The organism is Mycobacteroides chelonae CCUG 47445 (genome assembly GCF_001632805.1).
Classification (GTDB): domain Bacteria; phylum Actinomycetota; class Actinomycetes; order Mycobacteriales; family Mycobacteriaceae; genus Mycobacterium; species Mycobacterium chelonae.
Map to the genome: position 1 here is coordinate 1,919,568 of NZ_CP007220.1, position 23,997 is coordinate 1,943,564.

The 23,997-nt window shown below is 61.7% G+C and carries 27 protein-coding genes and 3 pseudogenes; 13 read left to right on the plus strand and 17 right to left on the minus strand.

Going from position 1 to position 23,997, the window contains the following annotated elements:
* Positions 1–20 precede the first annotated feature (20 nt).
* From BB28_RS25515 to BB28_RS25815, 5 genes and pseudogenes are all read left to right on the plus strand, one after another.
* Positions 21–1,367, plus strand: a complete 1,347-nt coding sequence (locus BB28_RS25515; protein WP_225422017.1) for a hypothetical protein — start codon at positions 21–23, stop codon at positions 1,365–1,367.
* Positions 1,360–2,463 carry an LppU/SCO3897 family protein gene (locus BB28_RS25520; protein WP_225422018.1) on the plus strand — a complete coding sequence of 368 codons (1,104 nt, stop codon included), beginning with the start codon at positions 1,360–1,362 and terminating at the stop codon, positions 2,461–2,463. The genes BB28_RS25515 and BB28_RS25520 overlap by 8 nt, the downstream gene beginning before the upstream one ends.
* Positions 2,464–2,481: 18 nt before the next feature.
* Complete coding sequence (locus tag BB28_RS09515) at positions 2,482–2,751, plus strand: hypothetical protein (protein WP_052740190.1); 270 nt, start codon at positions 2,482–2,484, stop codon at positions 2,749–2,751.
* A 437-nt stretch (positions 2,752–3,188) separates the two neighbouring features.
* On the plus strand, positions 3,189–3,617 hold the full coding sequence (locus BB28_RS25810; protein ID WP_419894522.1) for a DNA methyltransferase: 429 nt from the start codon (positions 3,189–3,191) through the stop codon (positions 3,615–3,617).
* A pseudogene (locus BB28_RS25815) lies at positions 3,557–3,912 on the plus strand (cutinase); the annotation flags it as partial. The gene BB28_RS25810 and the pseudogene BB28_RS25815, both read left to right, overlap by 61 nt.
* A gap of 11 nt (positions 3,913–3,923) precedes the next feature.
* On the opposite strand, the gene BB28_RS24540 reads toward BB28_RS25815, so the two are convergent.
* The 5 genes and pseudogenes from BB28_RS24540 to BB28_RS09545 form a co-directional block, all read right to left on the minus strand.
* Positions 3,924–4,175 (minus strand): hypothetical protein, encoded by a 252-nt coding sequence (locus BB28_RS24540; RefSeq protein WP_075874192.1) that lies wholly within the window; start codon positions 4,173–4,175, stop codon positions 3,924–3,926.
* 37 nt (positions 4,176–4,212) lie between these two features.
* Entirely contained in the window at positions 4,213–4,518 is a 306-nt protein-coding gene (locus tag BB28_RS09530; RefSeq protein ID WP_046253332.1) for a CDGP domain-containing protein, read from the minus strand.
* 253 nt (positions 4,519–4,771) lie between these two features.
* Positions 4,772–5,722, minus strand: a complete 951-nt coding sequence (locus BB28_RS09535; protein ID WP_046253333.1) for a S1 family peptidase — start codon at positions 5,720–5,722, stop codon at positions 4,772–4,774.
* Between the two features lie 85 nt (positions 5,723–5,807).
* Positions 5,808–5,996: pseudogene (locus BB28_RS09540) on the minus strand (HNH endonuclease); the annotation flags it as partial.
* Between the two features lie 12 nt (positions 5,997–6,008).
* Positions 6,009–6,323, minus strand: a complete 315-nt coding sequence (locus tag BB28_RS09545) for a hypothetical protein (RefSeq protein WP_081252365.1) — start codon at positions 6,321–6,323, stop codon at positions 6,009–6,011.
* A gap of 140 nt (positions 6,324–6,463) precedes the next feature.
* Between BB28_RS09545 and BB28_RS25705 the strand changes: the two are divergent.
* A pseudogene (locus BB28_RS25705) lies at positions 6,464–6,814 on the plus strand (hypothetical protein).
* 164 nt (positions 6,815–6,978) lie between these two features.
* On the opposite strand, the gene BB28_RS09555 reads toward BB28_RS25705, so the two are convergent.
* From BB28_RS09555 to BB28_RS09565, 3 genes are all read right to left on the minus strand, one after another.
* Positions 6,979–7,449: an SRPBCC family protein gene (locus BB28_RS09555; protein WP_052740192.1), complete on the minus strand. Its 471-nt coding sequence runs from the start codon at positions 7,447–7,449 to the stop codon at positions 6,979–6,981.
* 120 nt (positions 7,450–7,569) lie between these two features.
* On the minus strand, positions 7,570–8,064 hold the full coding sequence (locus BB28_RS09560) for a nuclear transport factor 2 family protein (RefSeq protein ID WP_046253335.1): 495 nt from the start codon (positions 8,062–8,064) through the stop codon (positions 7,570–7,572).
* A gap of 28 nt (positions 8,065–8,092) precedes the next feature.
* Positions 8,093–8,506, minus strand: a complete 414-nt coding sequence (locus BB28_RS09565) for a DUF6319 family protein (RefSeq protein WP_030095380.1) — start codon at positions 8,504–8,506, stop codon at positions 8,093–8,095.
* Between the two features lie 594 nt (positions 8,507–9,100).
* Between BB28_RS09565 and BB28_RS09570 the strand changes: the two genes are divergently transcribed.
* The 6 genes from BB28_RS09570 to BB28_RS09595 all read left to right on the plus strand — a co-directional run bounded on the left by BB28_RS09570 (position 9,101) and on the right by BB28_RS09595 (position 15,597).
* On the plus strand, positions 9,101–9,829 hold the full coding sequence (locus BB28_RS09570; RefSeq protein ID WP_046253336.1) for an MspA family porin: 729 nt from the start codon (positions 9,101–9,103) through the stop codon (positions 9,827–9,829).
* Positions 9,829–11,106, plus strand: a complete 1,278-nt coding sequence (locus BB28_RS09575) for a protein kinase family protein (RefSeq protein WP_046255703.1) — start codon at positions 9,829–9,831, stop codon at positions 11,104–11,106. The genes BB28_RS09570 and BB28_RS09575 overlap by 1 nt, the downstream gene beginning before the upstream one ends.
* Before the next feature lie 28 nt (positions 11,107–11,134).
* Positions 11,135–12,976 (plus strand): alpha/beta hydrolase, encoded by a 1,842-nt coding sequence (locus BB28_RS25820; RefSeq protein ID WP_157889434.1) that lies wholly within the window; start codon positions 11,135–11,137, stop codon positions 12,974–12,976.
* 155 nt (positions 12,977–13,131) lie between these two features.
* Positions 13,132–13,680, plus strand: coding sequence for an LppA family lipoprotein (locus BB28_RS09585; protein ID WP_052740196.1), 549 nt, complete (start codon positions 13,132–13,134; stop codon positions 13,678–13,680).
* A gap of 10 nt (positions 13,681–13,690) precedes the next feature.
* Positions 13,691–14,608 (plus strand): LppU/SCO3897 family protein, encoded by a 918-nt coding sequence (locus BB28_RS24545; protein WP_126315392.1) that lies wholly within the window; start codon positions 13,691–13,693, stop codon positions 14,606–14,608.
* A gap of 392 nt (positions 14,609–15,000) precedes the next feature.
* Positions 15,001–15,597, plus strand: coding sequence for an LpqN/LpqT family lipoprotein (locus tag BB28_RS09595; protein ID WP_046255707.1), 597 nt, complete (start codon positions 15,001–15,003; stop codon positions 15,595–15,597).
* Here the strand turns inward: BB28_RS09595 and BB28_RS09600 are convergent.
* From BB28_RS09600 to BB28_RS09625, 6 genes are all read right to left on the minus strand, one after another.
* Positions 15,587–16,645: a DUF2235 domain-containing protein gene (locus BB28_RS09600; protein WP_046253337.1), complete on the minus strand. Its 1,059-nt coding sequence runs from the start codon at positions 16,643–16,645 to the stop codon at positions 15,587–15,589. The two genes, BB28_RS09595 and BB28_RS09600, sit on opposite strands and share 11 nt — an antisense overlap.
* Before the next feature lie 12 nt (positions 16,646–16,657).
* On the minus strand, positions 16,658–18,025 hold the full coding sequence (locus BB28_RS09605) for a hypothetical protein (RefSeq protein ID WP_046253338.1): 1,368 nt from the start codon (positions 18,023–18,025) through the stop codon (positions 16,658–16,660).
* A gap of 109 nt (positions 18,026–18,134) precedes the next feature.
* The gene (locus BB28_RS09610; RefSeq protein WP_064393450.1) at positions 18,135–18,674 is read right to left on the minus strand and encodes a DUF3558 domain-containing protein; all 540 of its coding nucleotides are present in this window, start codon (positions 18,672–18,674) and stop codon (positions 18,135–18,137) included.
* 14 nt (positions 18,675–18,688) lie between these two features.
* Positions 18,689–19,057 carry a hypothetical protein gene (locus BB28_RS09615; protein ID WP_046253339.1) on the minus strand — a complete coding sequence of 123 codons (369 nt, stop codon included), beginning with the start codon at positions 19,055–19,057 and terminating at the stop codon, positions 18,689–18,691.
* 113 nt (positions 19,058–19,170) lie between these two features.
* Positions 19,171–20,214, minus strand: coding sequence for a Nickel transporter NicT (nicT, locus tag BB28_RS09620; protein WP_201257836.1), 1,044 nt, complete (start codon positions 20,212–20,214; stop codon positions 19,171–19,173).
* Positions 20,215–20,251: 37 nt separating this feature from the next.
* Entirely contained in the window at positions 20,252–21,064 is an 813-nt protein-coding gene (locus BB28_RS09625) for an oxygenase MpaB family protein (RefSeq protein WP_046253341.1), read from the minus strand.
* Between the two features lie 28 nt (positions 21,065–21,092).
* Here BB28_RS09625 and BB28_RS09630 point away from each other — a divergent pair, with 28 nt between their 5' ends.
* Complete coding sequence (locus BB28_RS09630) at positions 21,093–22,037, plus strand: cobalamin biosynthesis protein (RefSeq protein ID WP_046253342.1); 945 nt, start codon at positions 21,093–21,095, stop codon at positions 22,035–22,037.
* Here the strand turns inward: BB28_RS09630 and BB28_RS09635 are convergent.
* From BB28_RS09635 to BB28_RS09645, 3 genes are read right to left on the minus strand one after another with little or no spacing between them, the layout of a single operon-like run.
* The gene (locus tag BB28_RS09635; RefSeq protein WP_046253343.1) at positions 22,022–22,834 is read right to left on the minus strand and encodes an SURF1 family cytochrome oxidase biogenesis protein; all 813 of its coding nucleotides are present in this window, start codon (positions 22,832–22,834) and stop codon (positions 22,022–22,024) included. The genes BB28_RS09630 and BB28_RS09635 overlap by 16 nt on opposite strands.
* Positions 22,834–23,322 carry a low molecular weight protein-tyrosine-phosphatase gene (locus BB28_RS09640; protein WP_046253344.1) on the minus strand — a complete coding sequence of 163 codons (489 nt, stop codon included), beginning with the start codon at positions 23,320–23,322 and terminating at the stop codon, positions 22,834–22,836. Before BB28_RS09640 ends, BB28_RS09635 begins: the two co-directional genes overlap by 1 nt.
* Positions 23,315–23,965, minus strand: coding sequence for an HAD-IA family hydrolase (locus BB28_RS09645; RefSeq protein WP_081252242.1), 651 nt, complete (start codon positions 23,963–23,965; stop codon positions 23,315–23,317). Before BB28_RS09645 ends, BB28_RS09640 begins: the two co-directional genes overlap by 8 nt.
* Positions 23,966–23,997 lie beyond the last annotated feature (32 nt).

The following is a 23,997-nucleotide window of genomic DNA, read 5'->3' on the forward strand; positions in this document are numbered from 1 at the left end:
CGAAAGGGGCGGTTGCATTCATGGTCATGAAGGATTGTTGGACTATGCCTGCGGGTTTGCGGCGGGCGTCGGCGATAGTGGCGATTGTCGCCCTGGCTGTTGGTGGAGCGAAGGTTGTCGACGACAACACCGCCCCTGGTAGTGGATTCTCGGCGGTAGCGACCGTAGCCGCCGATCCAACAGGGCCGGGCGGACCTACCGGTGGGCCGGGTATGGACGGGGGTCAGCAGTTCCAGCCGCCTCAAATGCCCAGCTCTATGCCCGATTACCGGGGTGGTAACAATCAGCCGCCGATGGATCAGAACTCCGGAATTTCAATCTACAACACGGGATCGCCTGGCGCGCAACAGGTTCCGGGCCAGCAAGGCGCGCAGCAACCGCAACAGGCGCAGCAGCCCGCTCACGGCACGCAGATCCCGGACTATCAGACTGCGACTCCTTATACGCAGGGTCCTGGCAAGGCGAACCCGGATTACCAGGCTCCGCAACAGAACTCGCCCCAGCAGGGGCAGCAGCAGCCTCAACAACAGCAGCAGCCGAGTCGGCAGCAAGAACAGCAGCCGCAGAACAATCAGGATGACACGACGCGGCAGCTTAATGATCAGCAGCAGCAGCAGCGTCAGCAACAGTGTCAGGCAGCGGTGACTGACATGGCTGATATGGCTGGCATGGCTCAGCAGATCGTTGGCACTGGGGTCGGGATGATTGGTAGTGGGACAGAGATGATCGGCGGCGGGGGCCGAAGCCCAATCCGGTTCTTTGAGCCCGGGCTGGACCCCATCCCAGTTGATCCGAACTGCCCGTCATGCCCACCGCAGAATTCACAGAAGCAGACGACGTCGCAGCAGGATAACTCCCAGGAGCAGCCGAAGGATTTGCGGGATTGCAAGAATGGCTCGGCAAGTGGAAAGTGTGTTCCCGACAAGGACATTAATCAAGACGGCTGTTATGTAATTGTCTCCGGCACGAGCTGCGGAACACCATGCAGTTACCTATCCGATTACGGGCAGTGCGTGAAGCGTTGTGCCACGTTCTCATGTACTGAATATCTTAATCAGAACGACTCTAAGGAAGTGTCTAGATATGCGACGAAATTCAAAGCCGACAATGGGGGCAAGTGGAATGGATTCTGTGCCTTTGTTACTGGGGCGCTAGGCATAGCCCTTAGTAAGAAATATCCAGGCGCTTCTAATGTTTTGAAATTCCTGGGTATCGCATGCTCTAGTATCGGGACCGGAAACGCCATAGAGCAGGGTGAAATGCTAGACGAGATAGCGGCCAAGGGCGGTTGCATCGCGACGTCGATATACGCGTTCAACTGGCGTACGTGGCAGGTTGACAGATCGGGATGGTGCACCAATGGATAAGGCCGAGCGTCTTCGTAGGTGGTCCAATGTAGCCACGGCGGCAGCGGTATCGCTCTTCCTCCTGGCTCTGGCGCTAGATTATTTTGCCCCTGGAAGGGTCGCTTCCTGCCTGTTTTATGTTGCGATGGCAGTTTCGATCCCAGCGGGGGTCATAGTTCTTGCGAGCTGGGTAAGAGCATTGCAATCAGGTAAAGTCGCAGAACCTACGGACGGCTTCACGAAAGTGTTCCTGCCGGTATTTGCGATCGTGGGTGGCGTAGCTAACGCCTACATAGCGTTAGTTTATGCACGGCCGTTACTTGCTCTTGCGAAGAGAGCTTTCTTCATCGGAGACGTACAGTACAGTGGAGCAATTGGAGCTGCTGCAGTGCTGACATACTTGATGATGTCGGTTTACATTTCCATAGGTAAACACCGGGATATCCGGCTGCTTCTGGCTTTAGTTTTTTCCTTACCCGTCCCGCTGGCTCCGATTCTAGTCGTATTCCTTCTCTGCAGAAGAACATACGGCGATTCCGTAAATACCTACGGCGTAGCATTTATCACGGCGTTTTTAGCATCAGTTCTCCTCGCGCTGTACTCCTACCCCGGTATGGCCGGGCAGTCTTCCAACGGAAGCTCGCCCCAGCAACTTGGGCAGCCCATTGAATCGCTATCTGCCCGTATTGGCACACTGCCAGCTACCGTGAAGTCCGGCGAAGCGGATGCACCCGTGGGCGCGTGCGTGAACTTGCTTGGGGCGAGAACCAAGCCCAGTCTGGTCATCGAATCGTGCGATAAGGCCGCCTACCGCGTGATTCAGCGCGTCGAAACCCCGCGGCAATGCCCAGCTGACGTTGACGACAAGTTCTATCTCAATCCGCCCAGTGGGCAGTGGACTGCTTGCCTGGATTACGCATGGAGTACGTCCGACTGCTTGAGTATCACCAAGGGAGCGAGCGCTATTCGGGTCGCTTGCAACGATCGATCCCGTCCAGGCAGGGAAAAGCCAGTCGCACTGCTCACTGACTCCATAACGGCGTCACCTGATTGCCCCGCGGGCGGTTTCCCGCATGCGGTACGTCGCTTTACGGTGTGCACGGAGACACAGTCATAGGTAGCGTTTGTTGCTGTTATGAGTGGCAGGTCGTGGACGTCTGATGAACTCGCGGTGGCGCTAGATGTGTCGCTGTCGCGGCGGGTGGCGGCGGAGCGGTTGGGACGTACTGACGCGGCTGTGAAGTGGGCGCGGTTGCAGTACGGCGCTGGTAAGGCTGTGGGGCGCCAGAAACGCGCACGGTGGACGGCCGAGGAGATCGCGGTAGCCCTGGATATGTCGCTGACTAAGGCGCAGGCTGCCGAGAAGTTAGGACGATCGGTGTCATCGATCAAGGCTGTGTGGTGACGTGCAGCCCGATTGTGTGTGGACAGACCCGCCGTACGGCGTGGATTACGTGGGAAAGACGAAGGCGGCGTTTGCGGATCCAGAATGACGTCACTGGCGGCCTCTTCGAGCTACTCAAGGCGGCGTTCGATGTGGTGGCTGCAGTGGCCCGCCCGGGCGCCCCGGTGTACGTGGCGCACGCGGACACCGAGCGCACAACATTTGAGTCTGCGATGGACAGCGCCGGGTTGCAGGTGCGGCAGAACTTGGTGTGGGTGAAGAACATGATGGCGCTTGGCCGTTCGGACTACCAGTACCGGCACGAGCCCATCCTGTACGGATTCGCTCCGGGTGGCGGAGGTCGGCTGGGGCGCGGCGGCGAGCGCTGGTTCGGTGACAATAAGTCCACCACGGTGTTCGAGGTGGACAAGCCAGCCCGTAACGCGCAGCATCCGACGATGAAGCCTGTTGCGCTGATCGACGCAATGCTGGCGAACAGCCTGCCTCAGGGTGGCGTGGTGCTGGACCCATTCGCGGGTTCGGGTAGCACGTTGATCGCAGCGCATGGCCGCCAGTCGCGTTGCTTCGGTGTGGAATTGGACCCTCGGTATGCCGATGTGATTTTGCAGCGGTTCGAAGAGCACACGGGCATCGTGCCGGCGCTCGACGGCGAGCCTGCGGTATACGAGACAGTCATCGGGCTGGGTGGCGCGATCACCGACGCCGCCGTACCAGACGTGAGCACCGTAGCGCTCGGCATCGTGCTGGCATCGGTGACGCTGAACCGCAACACGGCGCTCAAGGCCGTCGCTTACGTGGACGCCAACTTGGGGCGGAACCCAGCGACGACCCGCTCGCCGGAGTGCTGCGAGGGCTGGCAGGGCTGATGACGACCGGCCCGACGAATGTGTTCGGTGCAGCCCTGAATCCGTTGCAGCTGTTCGCAGTCCTGCCCGACTTGGCGCGCCTCCTCTTCGATGCGATCAAGTTCGTCACCACCGGCGCGCACGGCAAGTACGGAGACCCCGCATACGCCCTGTGGGACGGCATGACCGCCGTCGACCACGCGGTCGCCACGATCCGCCGCGTCGCTCCCGGCGGCTGCATCCTGTTTCTGTTCCCGGGCACGTGGGCGAACTGGAACCAAGGCTTCCGTTCGACGTCGCCGCTAGGCTGCAGTAGGCGAGGGGTCGCTAGTCGTCGACCTCGACGGTCTGGCTTGGTTCCCATTGAAGGTCTTTGCCGTTCTGGGGTCCTCCCGAGGTGAAGCCGTAGAACGGGACGGCTGCACTGGGAGGGAAGGTCAAAGCCATCTGCAAACCCGCTACAACACCTTCTACGAGTAGAGCGCCGCTCGCATCGCGCACAACAATGTTCCGGTTAGCCCAAGTCGAGTAGTCGTTTTTCAGATTGTTCCGATACTCGGTGGCGGAATACTGAGTCATCCCCGTCAACCTCCCCGTTTCCGTAGCAAGCCATTTGCTACGGATAAATATGGTACTGCGGTTGTCCGATCGGCGTTGGCGGAAACGCGTTCGGGTCGACAGGGTAGCAGCGGCCGGTCGACGGAATGAACCCGGCGACCTGACCGTATTGGCCAGAGAACGACTGCGGCGCGGACGTGAAGCAGCGATCCCACGTGCCATCGGCTTTGACCGGCCCGTCGCAGTACTGCGCGAACGGCCCTGACTCGCACCCCGCGCTGGCGGGTGCGGCTAGCCCGATTCCGATGCCGGCCGGGATGACAGCGGCGGCGACCGCTATGCGGATTCGCTTGGTCGTGGACATAGTTCGGTTCCCCCTCCGTTGACGTTGAGGCGACTTTACAAGATCAAGACCAGGTCAGGACTGGTAACGCTGATGCTCAACGTGCGTGTTAGCCGCTGTACGGCAATCCTTGCGATACTCGGCCGCACTTTCGTTGGATGTCCATCTGCACTCGGCGCCTGGGCGAACTTCGGCGATGGGATCCAAAGCGGCGGATCCGGCAACGTGCCATCGCTACCCGACGAGCTGGAAGGCCGACGGTAGTGCGCCGCGTTCAGCAATTCCCCTGGTTGAGTTCTTCTTCTGTCTCTAAATGCCATTCGAGGCGACTGAGGTCAATTTGAGTCGGCGGCGTCTGGTGTCTGGTGGTCATGGTCAACGGTTGCGGGCTTGGCTCGCCCAACTCCACTAGTAGGTCAACCAGTGCACTCGAGCGTACGAAGTGGGAAATGACCCCACCAGCCGGTCCCTGCCCCTTGATGTGGCCCGCATTCACCCCAACGATCTTCGTGATACCAATGCTCTTGGAAAAACCGAAAACCGGTGCGCCCGACATTCCGCCCCAACTAAAGGACTGGCACAACACTGCGTTGTGGAGTGTGGCGTCACCAAACGTGGCGGGATAGCGCGAATCACTTGCGACGATGCCGCTAACGATAATCGGCTTATCATCCTTGTTCGCGGACCGGCCATTACCCCCGACATACGCCACACCAGGGTAACCGGCAATGAATACCTGATCGCCAGGCTGCAACTGCTGCAACTCGGCTTCCGATGCAAGCCATCCCATTTCGTGGGTCATCGGCGCCCAGGTGTTGCTAGCGGACCAGCACACTGGCGGCTCAGCGGGGCTGCCAAACCGGGGGGAATACTCGGGGTGTGGGATCAACGCCAAGTCTGTGTGGGCGTCCGAATGAAAGACCACCTCGGGTCTCTTATGCGTGTACGTCCAGGGCACCGGAGCGGCGCCCGGATCTTCCTCTGACTGGAAATGCCCGGAAATCTCAATGCTGTCGATTCCAGATGGTGCCTGGTCATCCTCAAGCACGTGACGGTTAGTGACGAAGTACAGTCCAGTTCTGCCCTTCATGATGAACACCGTGCCGTTCCGGGAGTCCAGGTTCTTGCCGGTTCCGCGGTCATACACGTGCGCAGTGATTGCTGCCGCTGTATAAAGGTGGACCCGCGACACAAGATTGTTGACGATGATCGTCGGTCTACTCATCGCTTTGGCTCCCCCAATCGACCGCTGCGGCATCAGAGGATCTTGATTCTAGGTCTGTCCTGACTTAGCTATGAGCGTTTCCCGTGTCATCGGCGGCGCGTTCTTGGGAGGCGGTGGCGAAACGACCCGACCAGTAGGTGCCGTTCGGGGTCGTGGCCCAGCGTTTGTAGTCGTCGTAGTTGGCTTTCAATGCCGCCGTGCGCGGGCGCCAGCTGTCCACCACCGCCATATAGGCGTTGGGTTTGATCGCCATGAACTCATCGAGCGTGGTCACCGCGCGGCCCCGTTATGCGCGCAGCGGGGGCTGGTAGATGCGGGGGAGCTGGTAGTACCCGGCGTGCAGCTGCTCGGCGGTCACGAAAGCCTTGTGCGCCTCGTCGTACACGTCGCTGATCGTCGTTAGGCGCGCGGCGGCGATGCGCTCCACGTCTGAGATCGCTTTCGAGAACGCTTCCAGCGCGCGCAACCCTGGATCGGCGCCCGGGGTCGCGTGATCACTCGCGGGGATACGCCCGCGGATTTCCCCGGCGGTCGTGCGCGGGTGCGGACTTATCTTGCCCATCGCATCGAGGTCGGCCTGCAGGATGTTGTCGTCACTCAACACCTGCCCTTTCAGCAAAGAACTCAGCAAAGACGCGTTCGGCTGACACGACACAGTTAGTGCACTGGATGCGCAGAACCCTGCCGGGGGCCCGCGGGAGTCTGTCACCACCGCAAGCCCAGAGAAGTAACATCGAACATGTGTTCGAGAGGTGGTGTAGTAACCCTCGATTCCCGACTCTGAAGCGGGTGTACCGCCGGGTGTACGTCAATATGCGCCGCGCGTTGCCAGAGAGCGTTGGTGGGGCCGCCTGGTGTCGCAACTTCACTGTCCGCGCGAGGGGTTACGGATCGAGGAGTGGATGCGCGGGTATCAGATCGCATGGATGCGGACCCACGACTCACACTGGATCGGGGTGGTGCAGATCGGCGTGTTGAGCGACAACGAAATGTCGAGTGTGACGATGACACTTTGGTTGGCGCCCGAGCATGTTCCAGCTCGACCGGCCGGACGGTTTCTACGAGAGTCCGTACCGGCGCCGACATCGGTGAGCGCCGTGGTGGTCGTGTTGGATCATCCAACACGCCGATAGGTTCATGCAGGTCGCATCAGGTTTCAACAGGTCCGTTCCTGGCCACGAAACAAGGTATGACCTGCATGAATGCTCGTGCCGCAAGGGGTTCGAAACCCTCCGCGCCCACCAAGAAGTGCGGGTCTATCTCGCCGTCTGCCACAGCTGTGGTCGGGTTCTTTCGAGGTAGTGCCCCAGGTCTGTCAGAGCCTGGCTTGCCGATCCGCTGTAGAAGCGATGCAGGAAACGTTCGTGGGGATCAGCGGTCTGCACTCCAGACAGGTTCCAGTTCAGAAGCGTGCCGCCATAGTGATCGGTGAACTCCACCTGTTGCACCCACTGGGCGGACGGCCCTCGCGAAGCTTCCGCTTCTAGCGTAGTGGCCCAAAGCCTTTGTGGCTCAATGCTAATGACTTCGCAATCAAAGTTGCCATCGAAGCGTGTGCCCAAGATCGGCAGACACCTGAGGTTGAACTTTTTGCCGACGACGGGCTCGTAGTCGGTTGCGTCGAACGACCAAAGACTGGGCTCGTCGGGGCCGGGATTCTCGATGCCGACGAAAACGGACCACACTCTATCCACGGACGCCGGGTAGCAACGCTTGATGAACGGCATGTGACCTCTCGATGCGCCTTTGCCCGACCGCCACTCACTCTAGCCGGACTGCATTGAGAGCTTTGCTGAGGTATCGAAAAGTCGATAGGAGGGCCGAGGGGGCGCTAAAGGCCGGCGTCGTCAGAACATTGTGTTGCCGTTGGCTGACTCTGCCGGAACGTCCTGAATCACGTCCCAGTGCTCGACGATCTTGCCCCCGTCAACGCGGAAGATGTCGACCACCGCTTGTCCGCGGTCCTGTGGGTCATTGGTCGAATGCACGTGCAGATAGACCAAGTCGCCGTCGACTGCGCTGCGCACCACCTTGGCCGCTGCTCCCGGATGCTCGGCGAAGAATCCCGCGAAGTAGGACACGAACGGCGCCTTGCCATCCGGCACTTTGGGGTTGTGCTGCCGGTAGTCGTCGGTCACTACCTCGGCGGCCTGCTGCACCTCGTGCTTGTTGAAGAACCGGTCGTAGAAGTTGAGGACAAGCTGACGGTTGGCCTCTTGGCGGCCACTATCGCGCCCGTCGGATGCGGAAACGTCCGAATGTCCGCACGCGGACACAAGGCCGGTCGCGCCGGACAGCGTCAGCGCCAGCGCGACAGTGGCCAGGGTCAGTGGTCTTCTCATCTGGCCACTTTCCCATCCCACATGAGGCTCAGTCCAAGTCGGCCAGAGCCTTGCGCGCGGCTTCGAGTTCGGCTTCCAGAGCGGCGACCTTGGCGGCCTGCTGCGATCGCGCTTCTTCGATTACCGCGTCGATAGGGGTGGAGAGATCCTCGTGCAGTTCCTTGGCGGCGCGGGAGACGGCGGCCGCCGCGACAGCGAGGTTGCGGGCCAGGTAGGTGCTGCCCTGTTTGAGTTCGGCGTGCCATTCGCCGTCGGCGGTGCCGGTGACGGTGAGAGTCAGTTCGAGAGTCTTGGTTCTCTTGCCCGTGGCCTTCTTAGGGGTCGCCTTCTGCGACTTTTCCTCGGTAGGAGCTTCAGCGGTCGGCGCAACAGGGCTCACCAGAACCTCGGGAGTGCTTGGCTCCGTGTCCAATACGTCTACTGCTGGACTATCTACGGTCATCGTCACAATGAGCTCCTTCTGAAGGTTCGCGCGCAGTGGGCGGATAGTGAGAGTCATTAGAACACACGTTCGATAGATTGCGGCAACTCGCCGCGCACGCGGCTGGGCTAGTCGGCGGCGGGGCGTGAGAGGCTTCGCGGCCTCATCGGTGCCGGTTAGCAGGCAAACGCCTTGATGTTGCCTTCTAGCAACCTGCGGCATGGACTGCTGTTCATGTTTGAGTCACGGCGAAGCCTGCCTCTCGTGACATTTCCGCAGATCCAGGCTGGCTGAATGACCGAATCCTCTGGTGGATGGCCGAGCCGCGTGTTGGGTGTTCGCTGCAGTCGCTCCGGAAACGCTTTCGATAGTGATGCTGACACCTTTTTGCCCCTATAGCCGGTGACCTTGTCATAATTCGCGATCTTGAAGGCGCAAACTGTGACGAAACAGTCTCAGTGTTGACAAGAGAGGGTCTCGGCCTTAGATTCTCCACCATTGCCATGTGATGTGTTTTCGCAGTAAGACGCACTGAGTGGCATTGCCCATCGAAGGGCAAGCGCACGGGGGTTCGACCCGATCGGGTTAGGACGGGACACGGAGGGGTTCGGTTTCATGAAGTTGCCAAATTTGGCACGTCGAAGCTGTTTCACTTCCATCGCAGCGTCTGTCGCTGCTGCGATGGGGCTTATGGTGGGCGTTTCTGACGCCGCCGCGGATCCGCAGGGGATGCCGGACCAGTACCAGCAGTTCGTGACGGACGACGGCTGGACAGTTGGCCTGACGCTGACCAACGAGGTCATCGATCACATCGACAACATCGCGGGTGCGAGCAACTCTTGGCAGGCGCGCGTGTCCTATCGGGCCGAGGCGACCATCACGGGCTCTGGGTCTGCGGTCATTCAAGATGCGCAGTTGGAGACCGGGTACTTCGTGGGTTGCCGCACCGACTCCTCGTCGGGTGTGGAGTTGGGCGGGGACCTCGGTTTGACGCTCTCTCAGCAGGTTTTTGGCCAGGGCTATGGCGGTGGCTACGGACAGGGCAGTCAGAGCGGTGGCGGTGGTGGCGGCTTCGGTGGTGTGTCCGGCGGTGGTTCGTTGGGCGCCCAGGAGCACATCGGCGGCTACATGCGCGTGCTGCTCAAGCCGGGTGGCCTGGCTCAGCTGCCGATGGACCGGATCAACTTCCGGAACATGCGGGCGGTCTCGCAGGTGCGTAACCAGAACGTCGAAGCCGATGGTTGCGGTGGCCAGGTGAAGATCCAGTCCTTCGCGACGTTCCGGATCCGCACCGAGAACGGCAATGACACCCAGACCATCTACGGCGAGCCCAAGGATCTGTGATGACTATCCGTACCCGTGGTGCCGCGCTGATGGCCGCGCTGGCTTTCGTTTCTGCAATCGTGATGGGTTCTGCTCCAAAGACTTTGGCGGATCCCATCCAGCCGCCGCCCCCGAAGCCGATTCCGTATCCGGTGGCCCAGCCCGATGATCTGCCGCGGATATCCCCGATCGGTGGGGCTCAGGTGAAGACGAACACGCCGTTGGGCCTCGGACCGGGAACCGGTCGCCCGTTGGCGGCGGGACGCGAACGCTCAAACGTCACGATCTCGCCATCGCCGACCGATGGCACCCACCTGCCGACGGCGATCGCCGGTAAGGATGTCGTACTGCACTTGCCGCAGGAGCGTGAGCTCACGCCGGCGCAGTGGGGAGACGGTGGCGCGGCGACTTTCACCTCGCGTGACACCGACTACCGGATTTCCCCGTTCGCCGGGGGTGGCGCCGATGTGAACATCATCCGGCGCACCATCTTCACGCCGGAGAACTTCACCTTTGGTCTGCGGGTTCCTGAGGGCACCCATGTGCGTCAGGGCAGCAATGTGGTGCTGGTCGAGTCCGACGCCGCGCCGGGACTGCCAGCCACGACTATTGCGACGTTGTCGGTGCCGGTGGCACGCGATGCCAAGGGCAATCCGGTGCAGGTGAACCCGGTGATCCACGGCGACTACATGTATCAGCAGTCCAACTTGGCGCTGGATCTTGGACCCGCGGATATCTTCGCTTTCCCGATCACGATCACGCTGTCCTACCGGGCGTCGTCGATCCCGGCCAGCGGTCAGCTGGCCACTGACTGGGAGGGGCTGCCTGAGGGTGGTGGCCCGCCAGAGGCGAAGAAGGCCGCGCAAATCATTGGTGCGCCAGGCGATTACGTGGTTGATCCAGGCGGTGCCTACCGGCCCGCCAGTGTTGATCCGGTCCTATATGCCCAGCGGCATGCCGATCGCTGCCTGTCCGGGCCCAACGAGTTCCGATCCGAGGACGGACGGACGGCCGACTTCTGGACTTCGTGCCAGCGGCAGGCCATGTGCCTGGATGTCACGCCGGCCCAAATGTCGGTGGACGTATGCAAGAACCAAGCGTTCGCCAACATGTCGGCGCAGTGCACCGCCACGTTTGGACAGACTGGGCCCGACTACGAGGCATGCCTGAATGTGGCCAACGGTCATGCGGCCTGGTCCAAGGAGAACTTGCTGGGCGGCTGGGTGTGTCAACCCACCGGGCCAGGTACCAATACCAGGTTCTTGCCCTCGAACAACAACCGTTACTGCAGTAGCTGATCGGTAGGGGAGAACTGCTATGACGCCAATGAAGTCGCATAAGGCACAAATTCCTGCAGGCCTCCGGCATGTCCTGGCCGTGGTGGCGATTATTGCTGTGGCAGTTGCGGGTTGGCAGCTAAACACGAACTCCCCAAATGGGATTGGCGTGATGGGTCTGCCCGGCGCGACCGCTGATCCGACCGGTCCTCCGGGGCCCACTGGTGATCCAGGCGGCATGAACGGCGGTCAGTTCCAGCCGCCAGGCCTACCTCCGCAGCAGCCGGGCTACCAGGGGGGTATCAACCAGCCACCGCTGGACCAGAACAACGGAATCTCGATCTACAACACGGGTGCTCAGGGGGCGCCCCAGCAAGCTGGGCAGCAAGGCGCTCAACAAAGCAACCCGGGTCAGCAGCCTCAGCGCGGAACTCAGATTCCTGACTATCAGACGGCGACTCCGTATACGCAGGGCCCCGGTAAGGCGAACCCGGACTATCAAGCACCGCAACAGAACACGCCACAACAAGGTTCGCAACAGCAGCCTCAACAACGCCAAGCCGATCAGCAGCAGAATCAGCAGTCTGATCAGCAGCAGAACCAGCAGGATCAGGACAAGCAGGATTCTGAACAGCGGCGCCAGCAGTGCGATGAAGTTGCACAGCACTACCAAATCGCAGAGACGGTGTGGAACACCGGAGCCAGCGGTGGCTCTTATGTTGGCGGGCAACTGGTGCCGGGCCGCGAAGGACCCGGTGAAGACGGCTGTAACTGCTCGAATACACGCAACAACCAGAAGCAGTCCAAGGACGAGGAATCCCAGAAGTGCAAGGGACAGCCCGTCAATGTGCCAGATGGCCAGGCCGCCTCAGCGATTGCATCGGGCCCTAACGATGCAAATACGGCCTTGCAATCACAGATGGCCGAACAGAAGAAATGGCTGGAGAACCGCCGCGACGAGATCAATGACAGCTTCTTGCGGCGCAACATCGGCAACCGAGGTGAGCTGTCCAACATCAATGACCGACTCAATGAGATCAAGTCGATTGAGAACGCATTAGCGCAGTCGCCGAATACCTATCTGGTGGATTTCAACGGCCCAGGCACCCCGACGACCGGGCGCGGGATGTGGGACACCAGTGAGCGGATCTTGGCGGCGATTTCGGTCGGCAATCCGGCGGTGGCAGATCATGTCTCGGTGACGGTGCCCGGCATCACCAGTTGGACGTCTTCGTCCTTCTCAAGCATGGTTCCAGAGGCCTACAACCTCGCTGTGGAAGGCGGCAAGCAGCTCCAATTGTCCGGTCACGGCGGTGAGACGCTGGCGTCGATTGCGTGGATCGGCTATGACGCGCCGGGCATCGATCTGGGGGCCGCCACCCCGAGTAAGGCCGCCAAGGGGGCCCAGAATCTGAAATTGTTCCTGTCGATGATGCAGGCGACTAATCCGAACCAGACAGTGGCTTTGTTCGGTCATTCGTATGGTTCGCTGCTGAGTTCATATGCGCTCAAGAACGGTGCATCGGAGTACGTCGACTATGCAGTGCTCTATGGCTCGCCGGGTCTAGCCGCGGGCACGCCCGGCGGGCTGGGGATGAGTCCTGATCGGGTGTTTGCGATGCTGGCCGAAAATGATCTGATCGGCGGTATCAACCCGTTGTGGTCCAGCCCCTATAAGGGGAATTTCAAGCAGCTGCTCGCTGATCAGGGAGGCTGTAGCCCGCTGGATAATCAGTTCCGCGAGCGCGCCTACGGTCATTCGGAATATCCGCGTAAAGGCTCGAACAATTTCCTGCGTGTGTCGGGATACAACTTGGCTACCGTGCTCATCAACCAGCCGGGGCTGGCGATACCGGCTGAACCAGGAATCATCACCAAGGAAATGAAGTGAGATTCCAAGTGCGAAAGTATCGCGATAACGTCCACGCAGGAGGATCTGTGCATGCCACATCCAGACGTTCACGTTGGAGTGCCGGGGCTGCGGCACTGTTGGCTGCAGTCGTGGCCATGAGCGGTTGCGGTACTGGCGATTCGGGTAAAGGACCAATGAGCGCGGAGCGCCTTCAAGAAGAAATCGCCAAGCTGGCTCCGAAAGGCTCCTCGGAGGAGGGTTACGCCGCTGCCGAAGCCGCTATCGCCCAGATGGCCGACCAGATCGCAGCCCTGGTGCCCGGCCTGACCTGGAAATGGCACGATGACGGGCTCCACTGGCTTAGCTGCCTCCAAGACACCCGATACGAGACGCCAGCCGAAGAATCAGTGCTGGCGGTCACCCGCAACACACGGTCTGCATTGTTCAGCGGCCCGATCCCTGAGGACGTGTGGCCAGCCGCCGTCAAGATCGTCGAGGACAAAGCGCGCGGTTTCGGAATCACACAGTGGGCAGGAAACACCGATGTGGCCCAAAACCACGACATCGTGATCCACGACAACGACTACAACCCGGACCCCAACAACCAATGGACGAACAGCTTCGAAATCGGTACCCGCGTCGTAGCGAGGCTGGCAGGGTCAGTGGGCTGTCGCCTGTGGCAGAAGACTCTGGACCGTTACCAGTCCGAACAGGGCAATCCTCCTGCCAGCGGCACCCGGTAAGGCCCAGAACGTGACTGACTCTATAAACAACGACACCGACGAAACGCCGCGGAGCGAACAACTCGATGACGACGCGACCACGGGCCCGGTCCAATCCGGCAGCCACCATCGGCAGACAAGCCGCCCACTGATTCGACGCTGGACGTTGTCTGCGAGTGCAGCCCTCCTAGTTGTGGCAGCCCTCGCCGTCGCCGACATGATTTGGTGGCGCCGTGCCGGGCACGGCCTTTGGTGGTTCCTGGTCGCTGCGCTAGCAGTGGCGGCGGCCTGGCTGCTCGCCACACGCACCTCGCGCACCGGGCGCCGAGCCCTGGCCGCTGGCATAGTCGCGATACTGGCCGCCGTCGCGGTCGGAGCCGACTATCTAGCCATCAGCCAAGGATGGCTAGCCCGCCAGTTCACCGACAAAGAAATAGCGACAGCATGGGAACAAGCATGGAAAGACCTCGACAAGGCCCCTCAGGCACCACCTGACTTCACAATCCTGCCGCGCCAGTACCCCGACCCCGCACAAAAGGCTTCCACAGCGAACACCGCTGCTCCGGTAGGTGCCTGCGCGCAACTCGGCGGCACCACGGCGCACTCAACGCTGTCGGTCGTGCCCTGCGACTCCGAGCGCAGCAATGTCAAAATCATCCAGCAAGTCAGACACCCTCGTGAATGCGTCCGCGATGCTGACCAAAGCTACTACCACAATGGCCCTGATGGGCAGTGGACCGCATGTCTCGACTACGCCTGGCAAACCAGCCGCTGCCTGGCAATCAGCCCCGGGAAGATCATCAACGTCGCATGTGACGACCCCGCTATACCCAACAAAGAAAAACCGGTACGAGTCTTCCGCAACGTCAACCACACCCACGACTGCGCCCAAGGCGGATTCGCCCACCCCGTTCGGCTCTACACTATTTGTACCGAAACCCAGCCTTAGCACACGCCGCAGCGTGGGTGTGGGCTGCTAAGGGCATATCGGCAACGATAACTGTGCGGCCCGCGAACCAGCGCTATTGCTCGCCGTTCCCGTATCGCACGGAAACTTACAGGCGTTGTACGCCAAGGGATCTGCCAAAACCCAACACTCTCCGCGACTGCAAACGTCACGGTCCCGCTGAAATCTCCCCGCTGCCGCCAGAGTCTGCGTCTGAGATACCAGGAGAGTCGGAGGATGAGTAGTATTTCGCCGCCACGCGACAGGAGATCTGTGCCGGTGCGAGTACACATATCTCGCGGTTCGAGTTGACCGTTTGTAGTCAATCCCTGCCTTAGGCTGAGCCAATGATTCGGGCACCTCGATGGACGCTGGCAGTGGCTTGCGCTATGACGATGCTGGCTTCGGGATGCACGGCCATCGTCGACGGTGACGCGATAGCCACTCCCGGTGAAGAGGGCAAGCGGCTTACCAACCCCAAGTGCAGCTCGGTGTCAGTACCGCTTCTGGAAGTGCCGTTGGACAACGACTCCGAGCCACGTGTTGAGGTTCCGCAGCCTGCGGGGTGGGAGCGGGTCAAGCGGTTCGAGAGTGGCGTGGTGCGGGTCTACTTGTCGGCCCCCGATCTCCAGGCCAAAGGGTTTGTTCCGAACGCCACGGTGGCGATGGCCGATCTGACCGGCAAGGTGTCGACTGAGGAGGCAGCCTTCGCCGCCGAGCAGCAGGGGCTGGAGATGTTCGGCATTACCGACCTGGTCGAAGCGACGGGCACTATCTGCGGGTATCCGTCGAAGACGTTGACCTACAACATGGGTCTGGGAAAGATCCCTGTCCACCGGGTCACCACCACGGTTGTGGCGGTGAAGAACGACCGCAAGATTTTTACGATCGGAGTGTCGGTACAGGCGTTGGATGACACCGTGGGTGATTTTGACAGCGCCCGTGAAACCATTCTCGCGGGGCTACAGGTCAGTCCGCCCGCTACATCCTGATATCGGTTGCCGGAGAGGCCCATTGGGAATCGATGATGGTGGTGCGCTCCGGTAACGATGGCCGGTACGTGTCATCTTCTGCCACACGGTCGGCAACGCTGGCGTGAATCCAGGCACCATTGGGGATGCGGCGGCGACGGAATATCAGCAGCGCCCAGAGCCAGTTGACTCGATGAATCTCGCCCATGGCGTAGGTGGGTTCAACCGAGCAATACCGTTGGTATTTTTCAGTATTGAGTAGCAAGCCGTGTTGGGCGGCGCCGTCGATCACCCATTTGAGTGCGATATCGGAAAGCCGGTCGTCGTCGGCATAGTCGCCGCCCACATCGGAATGTATGCCGGCGAACCACGCTTCATCGACGAGTCGTTGATCGCCCAGGTACTTGATGAGGTATTCGCGGTACGGTCGGCGTTTTTCGTCGATCGCCACCGCATGTCGACCAGCCAGCGCATTGGGAACACTTGGCGCATAAGGCCATTGCATACTGCGCTTGAAGATACCGGGGGCGCTGACCGTGTCCCAGAGCCCGAGGTAGGCGATGGGAATGGCAAATTTTCCGTCCTCGCGGCGGGCTACGGTGCGTGAGAACGAGTGCAGCTGATCCCAGCGTTCCGCTGACCAGCTTTCACACGACTGTGCATACAAGCTCACCGCGTAGGGCACGAGGTTTTGCGAGCCGGGCCGCAGCATGCCCACCGAGTTAAGAAGCCCGGCAAGGCCTCTCGCGCAGAAGGCGCCGCGGCTGAATCCGAAGATGAAGATGCGGTCTCCCGGTTGCCACCGTTCGATCAGATATGTGTAGGCCTGGGCCAGCTTGGCCCGCAGGCCAACGCCGAATGCGATACCCATTATGCGGGCGGCGAATTGACCTATCGGGGCGTAGGTGCCGATGGCGGGGTCGGTGCCGACTCCGGGGTCGTAGTACGAGATCTGCCGGTCGGTCAGATCATGAATCACCATGTCGTAGCCGCGGACGACATTCGTGTTTCCCGCAGCACGGATTTGGTTGCCCGTGCCGTCGAAGCATATGACGATGTTCTTGGTCATCGTCGTGTCGTGTTAGTCCTCGCCGTCGTAGGGCTTCGGATCGTATGGCGAGGCATGAGGATTTTGGTAGTCGACATGCTCTTCGTTCCACACCCCGATGACGGCGGGGGACACCTTGGGCAGTGGGCCGATCAGTTCATTGCCGTTATCGAGACTCACCAGGAACTCCGGGGTGAAGTGCTGATCCTCGTCCTCCTGGTGGTGCTGGCCTGCAGCACCCGGGGTCATCATGGTCGGCGGCTGAGCGATGCCCATGCCGGACATTGGCGACACCGCCGGTGCGGCTGAGAGCCCCATGCCAGCACCTGCGGTGTAGGAACCGGCGATGATCGGCCCGGCGGCGAGGGGTGTGAGATCGGCGTTCTGGTCCTTGTCCTTGTTTTCGTCCTTGTTGGTGGTCGGCTTGCCCCACCGGCCGATGCCATAGGTGCCCGGCACTGATCCTGTGTTCGGACCGGTTGCGGTGGTGCTTCCACCTGAGGATGGTCGAGTTCCGGCGCCCGCTCCTGCGGCCGCGGATGCTGCGGCCGCAGGGGCTCCAGCACCAGCTCCGGAACCACCACCTGCCGCACCTGCGGCTGCTGCGGCAGCACCCGCGGCGCCGGAGCCGCCGGAGGCGGAGGCTTGCGCAGGGTCTGCCAGAGCCGCGGCTGCGGCCGCGCGTACAGCGGCCTCATCGATGGGCTTGATCTGGTCAGGCTTGATGTCCTTGCCGGCGCCCAAGCCGGATAGCGATGACGCGGCGTTGACCGGCATGGCTGCAGCATCTGCGAATTGCGGAGCGGGAGGAAGAGCGGGGAGACCGGAAGCCGCCTGCTGAGACACGGGGGACCAGACGTTCCGCATGATCATGCGGGCCTCGTCTTGTTTCTGCTGGGCTAGCGCTTGTTGGGCGTAGTACTGCTCGTAGGCCGCTTGTGTCCGTTCTTGGGGTTGGTGCACTTGAACGACCTCAGGCATGAGGCCCTTGATTTGTGTCATGGCCGTCTCAACCTCGGCAGGTTTGGTGGCCATGAGTGACATGCCATCGCTGACTTTTTCAGCATGGCTCTTGTAGTTGGAAATCGCCTCTTTCGCGGCTTCAGCGCCTTCGCCAGACCAGCTGCCATTGATGGCTGTGTCCAGTGAGCTCTTGAAGTTGTCGAGTACCGACTTGAACCCGGTGGCCAGTTTCTCCCACTCTCGCGAGACTGTGAGCGCGGATTCGGAATCGAATGCATCGGAAGCTTCCTTGAGCCGTGCATGGGCCCAACCTCCGAAGTCCTCTACAGGGATGCTGACTGACTCCGTCCCGCCATCAATATTTGCGCCATGCAGACGTTGTTGCGCGTAGAGCACTTCGCGTTCGCGGTTGCCCTTGGTCCAGTCGTCTCCGCTCACGGCAGCTCCTTCGTCTCGTGGCTCACAGATCTGCTATTAGGTTCTGACGTGGCGAACGTCGATCCGGTTCCATAATTCTTGAACTTTTTCGAGATACTCGGCATGTCTGTCAGTAAGGGAAGTAAGGCATGAAGGCCTCGATGTTCGCTTGGGCAGCAGACAAGCAATCGGGGTACGGGTCGAAGCCATTCAATCCGTCGGAGACTAGGACTCCATACACGCCAGTGGACGCGGCCACATCGATCGCACACCCATCCTTCCTAGGCTGGGTGGAGAGGTAGAAACTGAGCGCTTTTCTACCGTTGATCTCGAAATCGCGATAACCCCAATGGGTTGTGTCCTTCTTGTCCATCTCAAGGGTGTAGTTCGACGCCGATATGGAGAGGTAGTACCCAGACTGTGCTCTGTACTTGCACAAGTAGTTTTCAACCCCGCCGCCGTTGATTGAGTTTGGCTCCGGCGGTCGAGAGTCGAGCTTCTGCTGTGCGATGACGTTTGCCGGAATCTCCTTGCAGGGGTCGAAGGTGATTCGAGTGTGGCCCTTGTCGTTCGTTGGGAGCGGCGACGTCACCGGTGTGCCGGGCACGGATGGTCCGCACGCAGCCAGGACTACGCCAGTACTGACCAATGCCAATCTGCGAAGCAACATGTTCTATCGGTCGATTAACGACCGGATCCGCCAAACGAGTTCGCATTGCTATGGTCCGTTCGTTCGTAGGCGGCGCGAAGCGCGGCAAAAAGAGTCTTCATTTCTTCAGTGCGATCGATGTGCGATTGGAAGGTGTTCTCGGCGCTTTTGGCATCCCCGGCCGCTTTCGCCTGGAACTTCCTAGCCAGCTGGGAACCAGAATCGAGGTGCTGCTCAGCGAACCCGAGCTTGCGTTCGCTGAGCGTTTGAGCATCATGTTTTAGGCTCTTCAATCCGTCCATGTACACGTCGCATGCCGTAAGGATGGCCTCGAACTTGCTCGGGTCCAGGTGCAATACCAGGCCGTCGTTGTTGGCGCTGTTTCTCAGGTCGTCTAGCGACATCGAGCCCCCTCAGGTCATGGCCGGATTTGGCCAGGTCAGGTTCATCGTATGTGTATAGGACGTCGATCGTTCCGGATCGGTTCCATCGAATTTCGACGGGCACGACAACCCGACTATCCGCCCCAGCGTCGGCGCACCCCGGTGTACCGCCAGCCCAGCGCCGCCAACGCCCACGTCACGATGAACAACGCCACGATCACGTAACCCATCGCGGCCAGATCCAGCCCGCCTACCGCCGCCAGCGGACCCGTCGTGATGTTCAGCTTCTCGGTGAGAATCGAAATGATCTCCTGCGAGCCGATCAGCACGGCCACCGCCACCGACAACCCGGTGATCACCAGGTTGTAGTAGATCTTGCGTGCGGGCTCTTGGAACGCCCAGTCGTAAGCGAAGTTCATCAACGACCCGTCGAGCGAATCGAACAGTGACATCCCGGCGCTGAACAGGATGGGCAGCACCAGGATCGCGTACCAGGGCAGCCCGGTCACCGCGGCCCCGCCGGCGATCACCAGCAGTGACACCTCGGTCACTGTGTCGAAGCCCAACCCGAACAACAGGCCCACCGGATACATCTGCCAGGGCTTGCGGATCGCCGCCATCAATGGCCCGAAGAGCCGGTTCAGCCCGCCGCGATTGGACAGCTCGCGCTCCAACGCCGCCTCGTCGACCTCGCCGCCGCGCATCCGTTGGGCAATCCGGTAGATCCCGATCAGCGACACTAGGTTGAGCAACCCGATCAGCAGCAGAAACGTCCCGGACACCGCCGTCCCAAACACGCCCGTCCACTGCTGCAATGACGAGTTTTCATCGGAAACATTGGCCGCCAACGTCTTAACGCCGAGCGCCAGCAGCCCGACCATGATGAACACGATCGACGAATGCCCCAGCGAGAACCAGAAACCCACCGACATCGGGCGCCTGCCATCGGCTACCAGCTTGCGGGTGGTGTTGTCGATGGCCGCGATGTGGTCGGCGTCAAAGGCATGCCGCATGCCCAGCGTGTAGGCCGTGACTCCCAGCCCCACCCCGAACACGCTGCCCTGCACCGTGAAATGAGCGGGCGCTACGAGAAAGAGCAGCATGCCCCAGCCCAGGACGTGCAGTGCGCCCACCGCGACGCTCATTCCGAAGACGCTGCGCCTTTGACCCTCGTCCAAACGACGCCACGCGGTGAGAATCTGCACGTCTGCGAGCCTAGACGACCTGCTTACCCATCCGCTCGCGCAATCGCATGTCCCAGATGAGCACGGAGTAGGACAACGTCCACAGCTGCGCGGGCAGCATCCGATCGGCGATCCGCAGCGCGCTTATCAGCGCGTCGAACCGGCGCTGGTCGCGGTCCGACCACGGAACCTGCAACAACTCCCGAAACTGCGGCGGCAGAAACCCTTTGGTGGCAAACAGATTGAACCTCCCCGCCGCTCGCAGCGGCCAGGGCAGCATCTTGAACGACGCGACACCCAACAGATGCTCGCGCACCGGCGCGTCGATGCGCAGCTCGTCGAGGGAACGTTTCCAGTAGTCGTTGAACGCATCCCGATCCGGCGGCCACTGCTCGGGACGCACCTGCAAGGCCGTGCCGATTCGTGCGCCGTCGCGGTAGATCTCGTCGGCCGTCTCGTCATCGAGGGGACCGTGCAGTGATTCGTAGGCCTGCACGTAGTACTGGTACAGACACGCGGCCACCCACAGCTGCAGATCAGGATCGAAGGCGTTGTATCTCACCGGGCTTGTAGACGTCGAGCGCACCCGACGGTGCACCGCGTCGACACCGCGCTTCATCACCGCGCGGTCGTGCTGGCTGCCCATCGTCGCGACGGCCAGAAACATCCCGGTGGTCCGGGCTCGTTTGAACGGATGCTTGTAGACATTGCCGCTGTCGACAGGGCTCTCCAGCACTCCGTATCCGACACCGGGGTGTGAAAGCTGCATGATCACGTTCGAGGCAGGCAACAGCAGCGACGAGGGATTCACCAGGTCCACAAGCCTGGCAGGTGAGTGCTTCATTGCGCAGCAAATTCTATAGGGTGTTTGCGTGTCGCGTCGAGGATTTCGCGCCGCGGGTATAGCCCTCGGATACGCCCTGGACCTGCGCTTTGGCGACCCACGGCGGTTTCACCCGGTCGCCGGTTTCGGGCAGGCCGCCGCGGCGCTGGAGTCGTACACCTACCGGGACACCAAGCTCGCCGGGGCGGCCCACACCACCGCACTGTTGACCGCTGTCACCGCTGCCGGGTGGGCCGCCGAACGTGCGGCACGCCGCTCCGCGACGGCCACCGTCGTCGTGACGGCCGTCGCGACCTGGGCCACGCTCGGCGGAACCTCCCTGGTTGGCGTCGGCGCCCGGATGTCGGACCACCTGTATGACAACGACATCGACGACGCACGCGCGCTGCTGCCGTCCCTGTGCGGCCGGGACCCGAGCCTGCTCGACGTCGACGGCATCGCGCGCGCCACCGTGGAATCTTTGGCCGAGAACACTTCCGACGCCCACACCGGTCCACTGGTATGGGCGGCGCTCGCCGGAGTGCCCGGTGCGCTGGCCTACCGCGCGGCCAACACCCTGGACGCCATGATCGGCCACAAGTCGGCCCGGTACCTGCGATTCGGCTGGGCGGCAGCACGGTTGGATGACGTGCTCAACCTGCTTCCGGCCAGGGTCACCGCGTTGGCCACGGCGCTCGCGGCCCCGTTCCTTGGGGGCTCAGCCGTCGCGTCGCTGCGTGTCTGCCTGCGCGACGGGCATCGCCACCCCAGTCCCAACGCCGGCGTGGCTGAGGCGGCCTTCGCCGGGGCCCTCGGCGTACGTCTGGGCGGCCCGGTTCGGTATCCATACGGCGAGGAGGTCCGTCCCACCTTGGGCCGTGGCGGCGCACCCAGGGTGGGTGATGTGTATGAGGCAGCTCGGCTTTCGCGTGCCGTCCAGCACGTGACGGCCATTATCGCGGTGCTCGCTGCGCTGCGTCAGCGCCGTCCGTAACGGTCGGCCAACCGCTCCTCGGCAGTCTTCGGTACCCCGGGTTTCGCCGCTTTCACAGCGGCCGCGGCGCGGCGCTGCCTGATTTCGGAGAACACGAAGTACCCCAAGCCGATTGGCGCCAGAATCCCGAACGCGATCCACTGGATGCCGTATGAGAGGAACGGCCCGGCGTCCAGCTGCGGCAGCGGGATCGCCCCCAACCCGCCCGGCTGATTCTCCGAGAGCTGTAGATACGGCTCGGCAAGCGGAGTCTTCAGCAGCGTCGCGACCTGCCCGGGAACGATCGAATACACCTGGTATTCACCGTTTTCCAGGAATGGTGCCTTCTCCGACTGCTGTTCGGATTCCCGCAGCCGCGCGTTGATCGTGACCTGCCCGGTGGGCGCAGGGGGTACTGGCGGCGCACTGGTGCCCTGCTCGGGACGCACATAGCCGCGATCCACCAGAATCGCGGGACCACCGTCGACCTGGAAGACCGTCAGCGCTTCATAGGCCGGCTTGGCGTCGATTACGCGCAGCCGGGCCAGCACCTGGCGATCCGGCAGATAGTGGCCCGTTGCCGTCACACGGCGCCATTCGGAATCCTCGGGCATCGAATGATCAGGCCGTAGCTCATCTTTCAGCGGCACCGGGTCGGCGCTCACCGAATGGGCGATGCGGCTGTTCTCCCGTGAAGTCTTGGTGTTCTTGCCCAGCTGCCAGGGAGCCAACACCGTGAAACACAGGTATGCGAAGGCGACGACCACCAGCGCCAGGGCAATCCAACCCGGGCGCAGCAGGAACGCGAGCCGTCGCATCAGCTGCTCTCTCGCTCCGCGAGTGTCTGGTCGACCCACTCGTGCAGGCCTGGCATCGCGGCCTCGATGACAGACAGCACATCCACGAAATCGTCGCGGCCGCCGTAATACGGGTCCTCGACATCCATGGCCGCCCGGCTGGCCCGCGGATCGAAGGACCGCAGCAGCCGCACGCGCTCGGGGTCGGCTCCCAGATGTAGCAGCATCCGGGAGTGGTTGCGTGCCAGGGCGATGATGAGATCGGCACTCAAATGATCGTCGTCTACCTGGGCCGCGCAGTGATCCGTCGGATAGCCGTATTCGGCCAGCACGCTGGTGGCGCGTTCGTCGGCGGGCTGTCCGGCATGCCAGTCCCCGGTACCGGCGCTGCTGACACGGACCCGATCGCCCAGGCCGCGTTCGGCGAGCTGATGCGCCAGCATCTTTTCGGCGATGGGGGAGCGGCAGATGTTGCCGGTGCACACGAAGGTGACGTGCAGCTCAGACATGAAGCTCCTCGCGCAACTCCTGCGGGGTGCCGACGCGCCCGATGATCCATTCGGCAAGTTCGCCGGGATCGCCGTCGAAATCCGTTGCTCCATAACCCCAGTCGACGATGACGGTGCCGATGCCGTGGGCGGCCGCGCCCTCCACATCGTGCACCCGATCGCCGACCATCACCACGCCGGTCGCCGGAACCTGATCCAGCTGGGACAGCGCGTGCGCGATCACATCGGCCTTGCTGGACCGCGCACCGTCCGGGCTCGCACCCGCGATCACCTGGAAAAACTCAGCAAGCCCGAAATGCTCCAGGATGCGTGCCGCGATCGGCTCGGACTTAGACGTAGCCACCACCATGGGCACCCCGGCATTGCGCAGCCCGGTCAACACGTCGTGGATGCCGTCGAACATCTCATTGACGGCCCATCCACGTTCGCCGTAGTCGGCGCGGTAGGCCGCAATCGCATCGTCGGCACGGTCGCCGAGGCCCATCGAGCCGAGGGTGATGTGCATGGGCGGTCCCACCACCCGCGACGCGATATCGCCGGTGGGTTCGGGGGCGCCGACATGGCTGAGCGCGTGACGGAAACTGGAGACGATCCCCGGTGCAGAATCGGTCAAGGTGCCGTCGAGATCGAAGATCACCAGCATCGGAGGAGCCACCCCCCTACATTAGTGTCGAG

Coding starts and splice junctions, on each gene's coding strand:
- BB28_RS25515 (WP_225422017.1), top strand. CDS start 21: ATGGTCATGAAGGATTGTTGGACTATGCCTGCGGGTTTGCGGCGGGCG.
- BB28_RS25520 (WP_225422018.1), top strand. CDS start 1,360: ATGGATAAGGCCGAGCGTCTTCGTAGGTGGTCCAATGTAGCCACGGCG.
- BB28_RS09515 (WP_052740190.1), top strand. CDS start 2,482: ATGAGTGGCAGGTCGTGGACGTCTGATGAACTCGCGGTGGCGCTAGAT.
- BB28_RS25810 (WP_419894522.1), top strand. CDS start 3,189: ATGAAGCCTGTTGCGCTGATCGACGCAATGCTGGCGAACAGCCTGCCT.
- BB28_RS24540 (WP_075874192.1), bottom strand. CDS start 4,175: ATGACTCAGTATTCCGCCACCGAGTATCGGAACAATCTGAAAAACGAC.
- BB28_RS09530 (WP_046253332.1), bottom strand. CDS start 4,518: ATGTCCACGACCAAGCGAATCCGCATAGCGGTCGCCGCCGCTGTCATC.
- BB28_RS09535 (WP_046253333.1), bottom strand. CDS start 5,722: ATGAGTAGACCGACGATCATCGTCAACAATCTTGTGTCGCGGGTCCAC.
- BB28_RS09555 (WP_052740192.1), bottom strand. CDS start 7,449: ATGCCGTTCATCAAGCGTTGCTACCCGGCGTCCGTGGATAGAGTGTGG.
- BB28_RS09560 (WP_046253335.1), bottom strand. CDS start 8,064: ATGAGAAGACCACTGACCCTGGCCACTGTCGCGCTGGCGCTGACGCTG.
- BB28_RS09565 (WP_030095380.1), bottom strand. CDS start 8,506: ATGACCGTAGATAGTCCAGCAGTAGACGTATTGGACACGGAGCCAAGC.
- BB28_RS09570 (WP_046253336.1), top strand. CDS start 9,101: ATGAAGTTGCCAAATTTGGCACGTCGAAGCTGTTTCACTTCCATCGCA.
- BB28_RS09575 (WP_046255703.1), top strand. CDS start 9,829: ATGACTATCCGTACCCGTGGTGCCGCGCTGATGGCCGCGCTGGCTTTC.
- BB28_RS25820 (WP_157889434.1), top strand. CDS start 11,135: ATGAAGTCGCATAAGGCACAAATTCCTGCAGGCCTCCGGCATGTCCTG.
- BB28_RS09585 (WP_052740196.1), top strand. CDS start 13,132: ATGAGCGCGGAGCGCCTTCAAGAAGAAATCGCCAAGCTGGCTCCGAAA.
- BB28_RS09595 (WP_046255707.1), top strand. CDS start 15,001: ATGCTGGCTTCGGGATGCACGGCCATCGTCGACGGTGACGCGATAGCC.
- BB28_RS09600 (WP_046253337.1), bottom strand. CDS start 16,645: ATGACCAAGAACATCGTCATATGCTTCGACGGCACGGGCAACCAAATC.
- BB28_RS09610 (WP_064393450.1), bottom strand. CDS start 18,674: ATGTTGCTTCGCAGATTGGCATTGGTCAGTACTGGCGTAGTCCTGGCT.
- BB28_RS09615 (WP_046253339.1), bottom strand. CDS start 19,057: ATGTCGCTAGACGACCTGAGAAACAGCGCCAACAACGACGGCCTGGTA.
- BB28_RS09625 (WP_046253341.1), bottom strand. CDS start 21,064: ATGAAGCACTCACCTGCCAGGCTTGTGGACCTGGTGAATCCCTCGTCG.
- BB28_RS09635 (WP_046253343.1), bottom strand. CDS start 22,834: ATGCGACGGCTCGCGTTCCTGCTGCGCCCGGGTTGGATTGCCCTGGCG.
- BB28_RS09640 (WP_046253344.1), bottom strand. CDS start 23,322: ATGTCTGAGCTGCACGTCACCTTCGTGTGCACCGGCAACATCTGCCGC.
- BB28_RS09645 (WP_081252242.1), bottom strand. CDS start 23,965: ATGCTGGTGATCTTCGATCTCGACGGCACCTTGACCGATTCTGCACCG.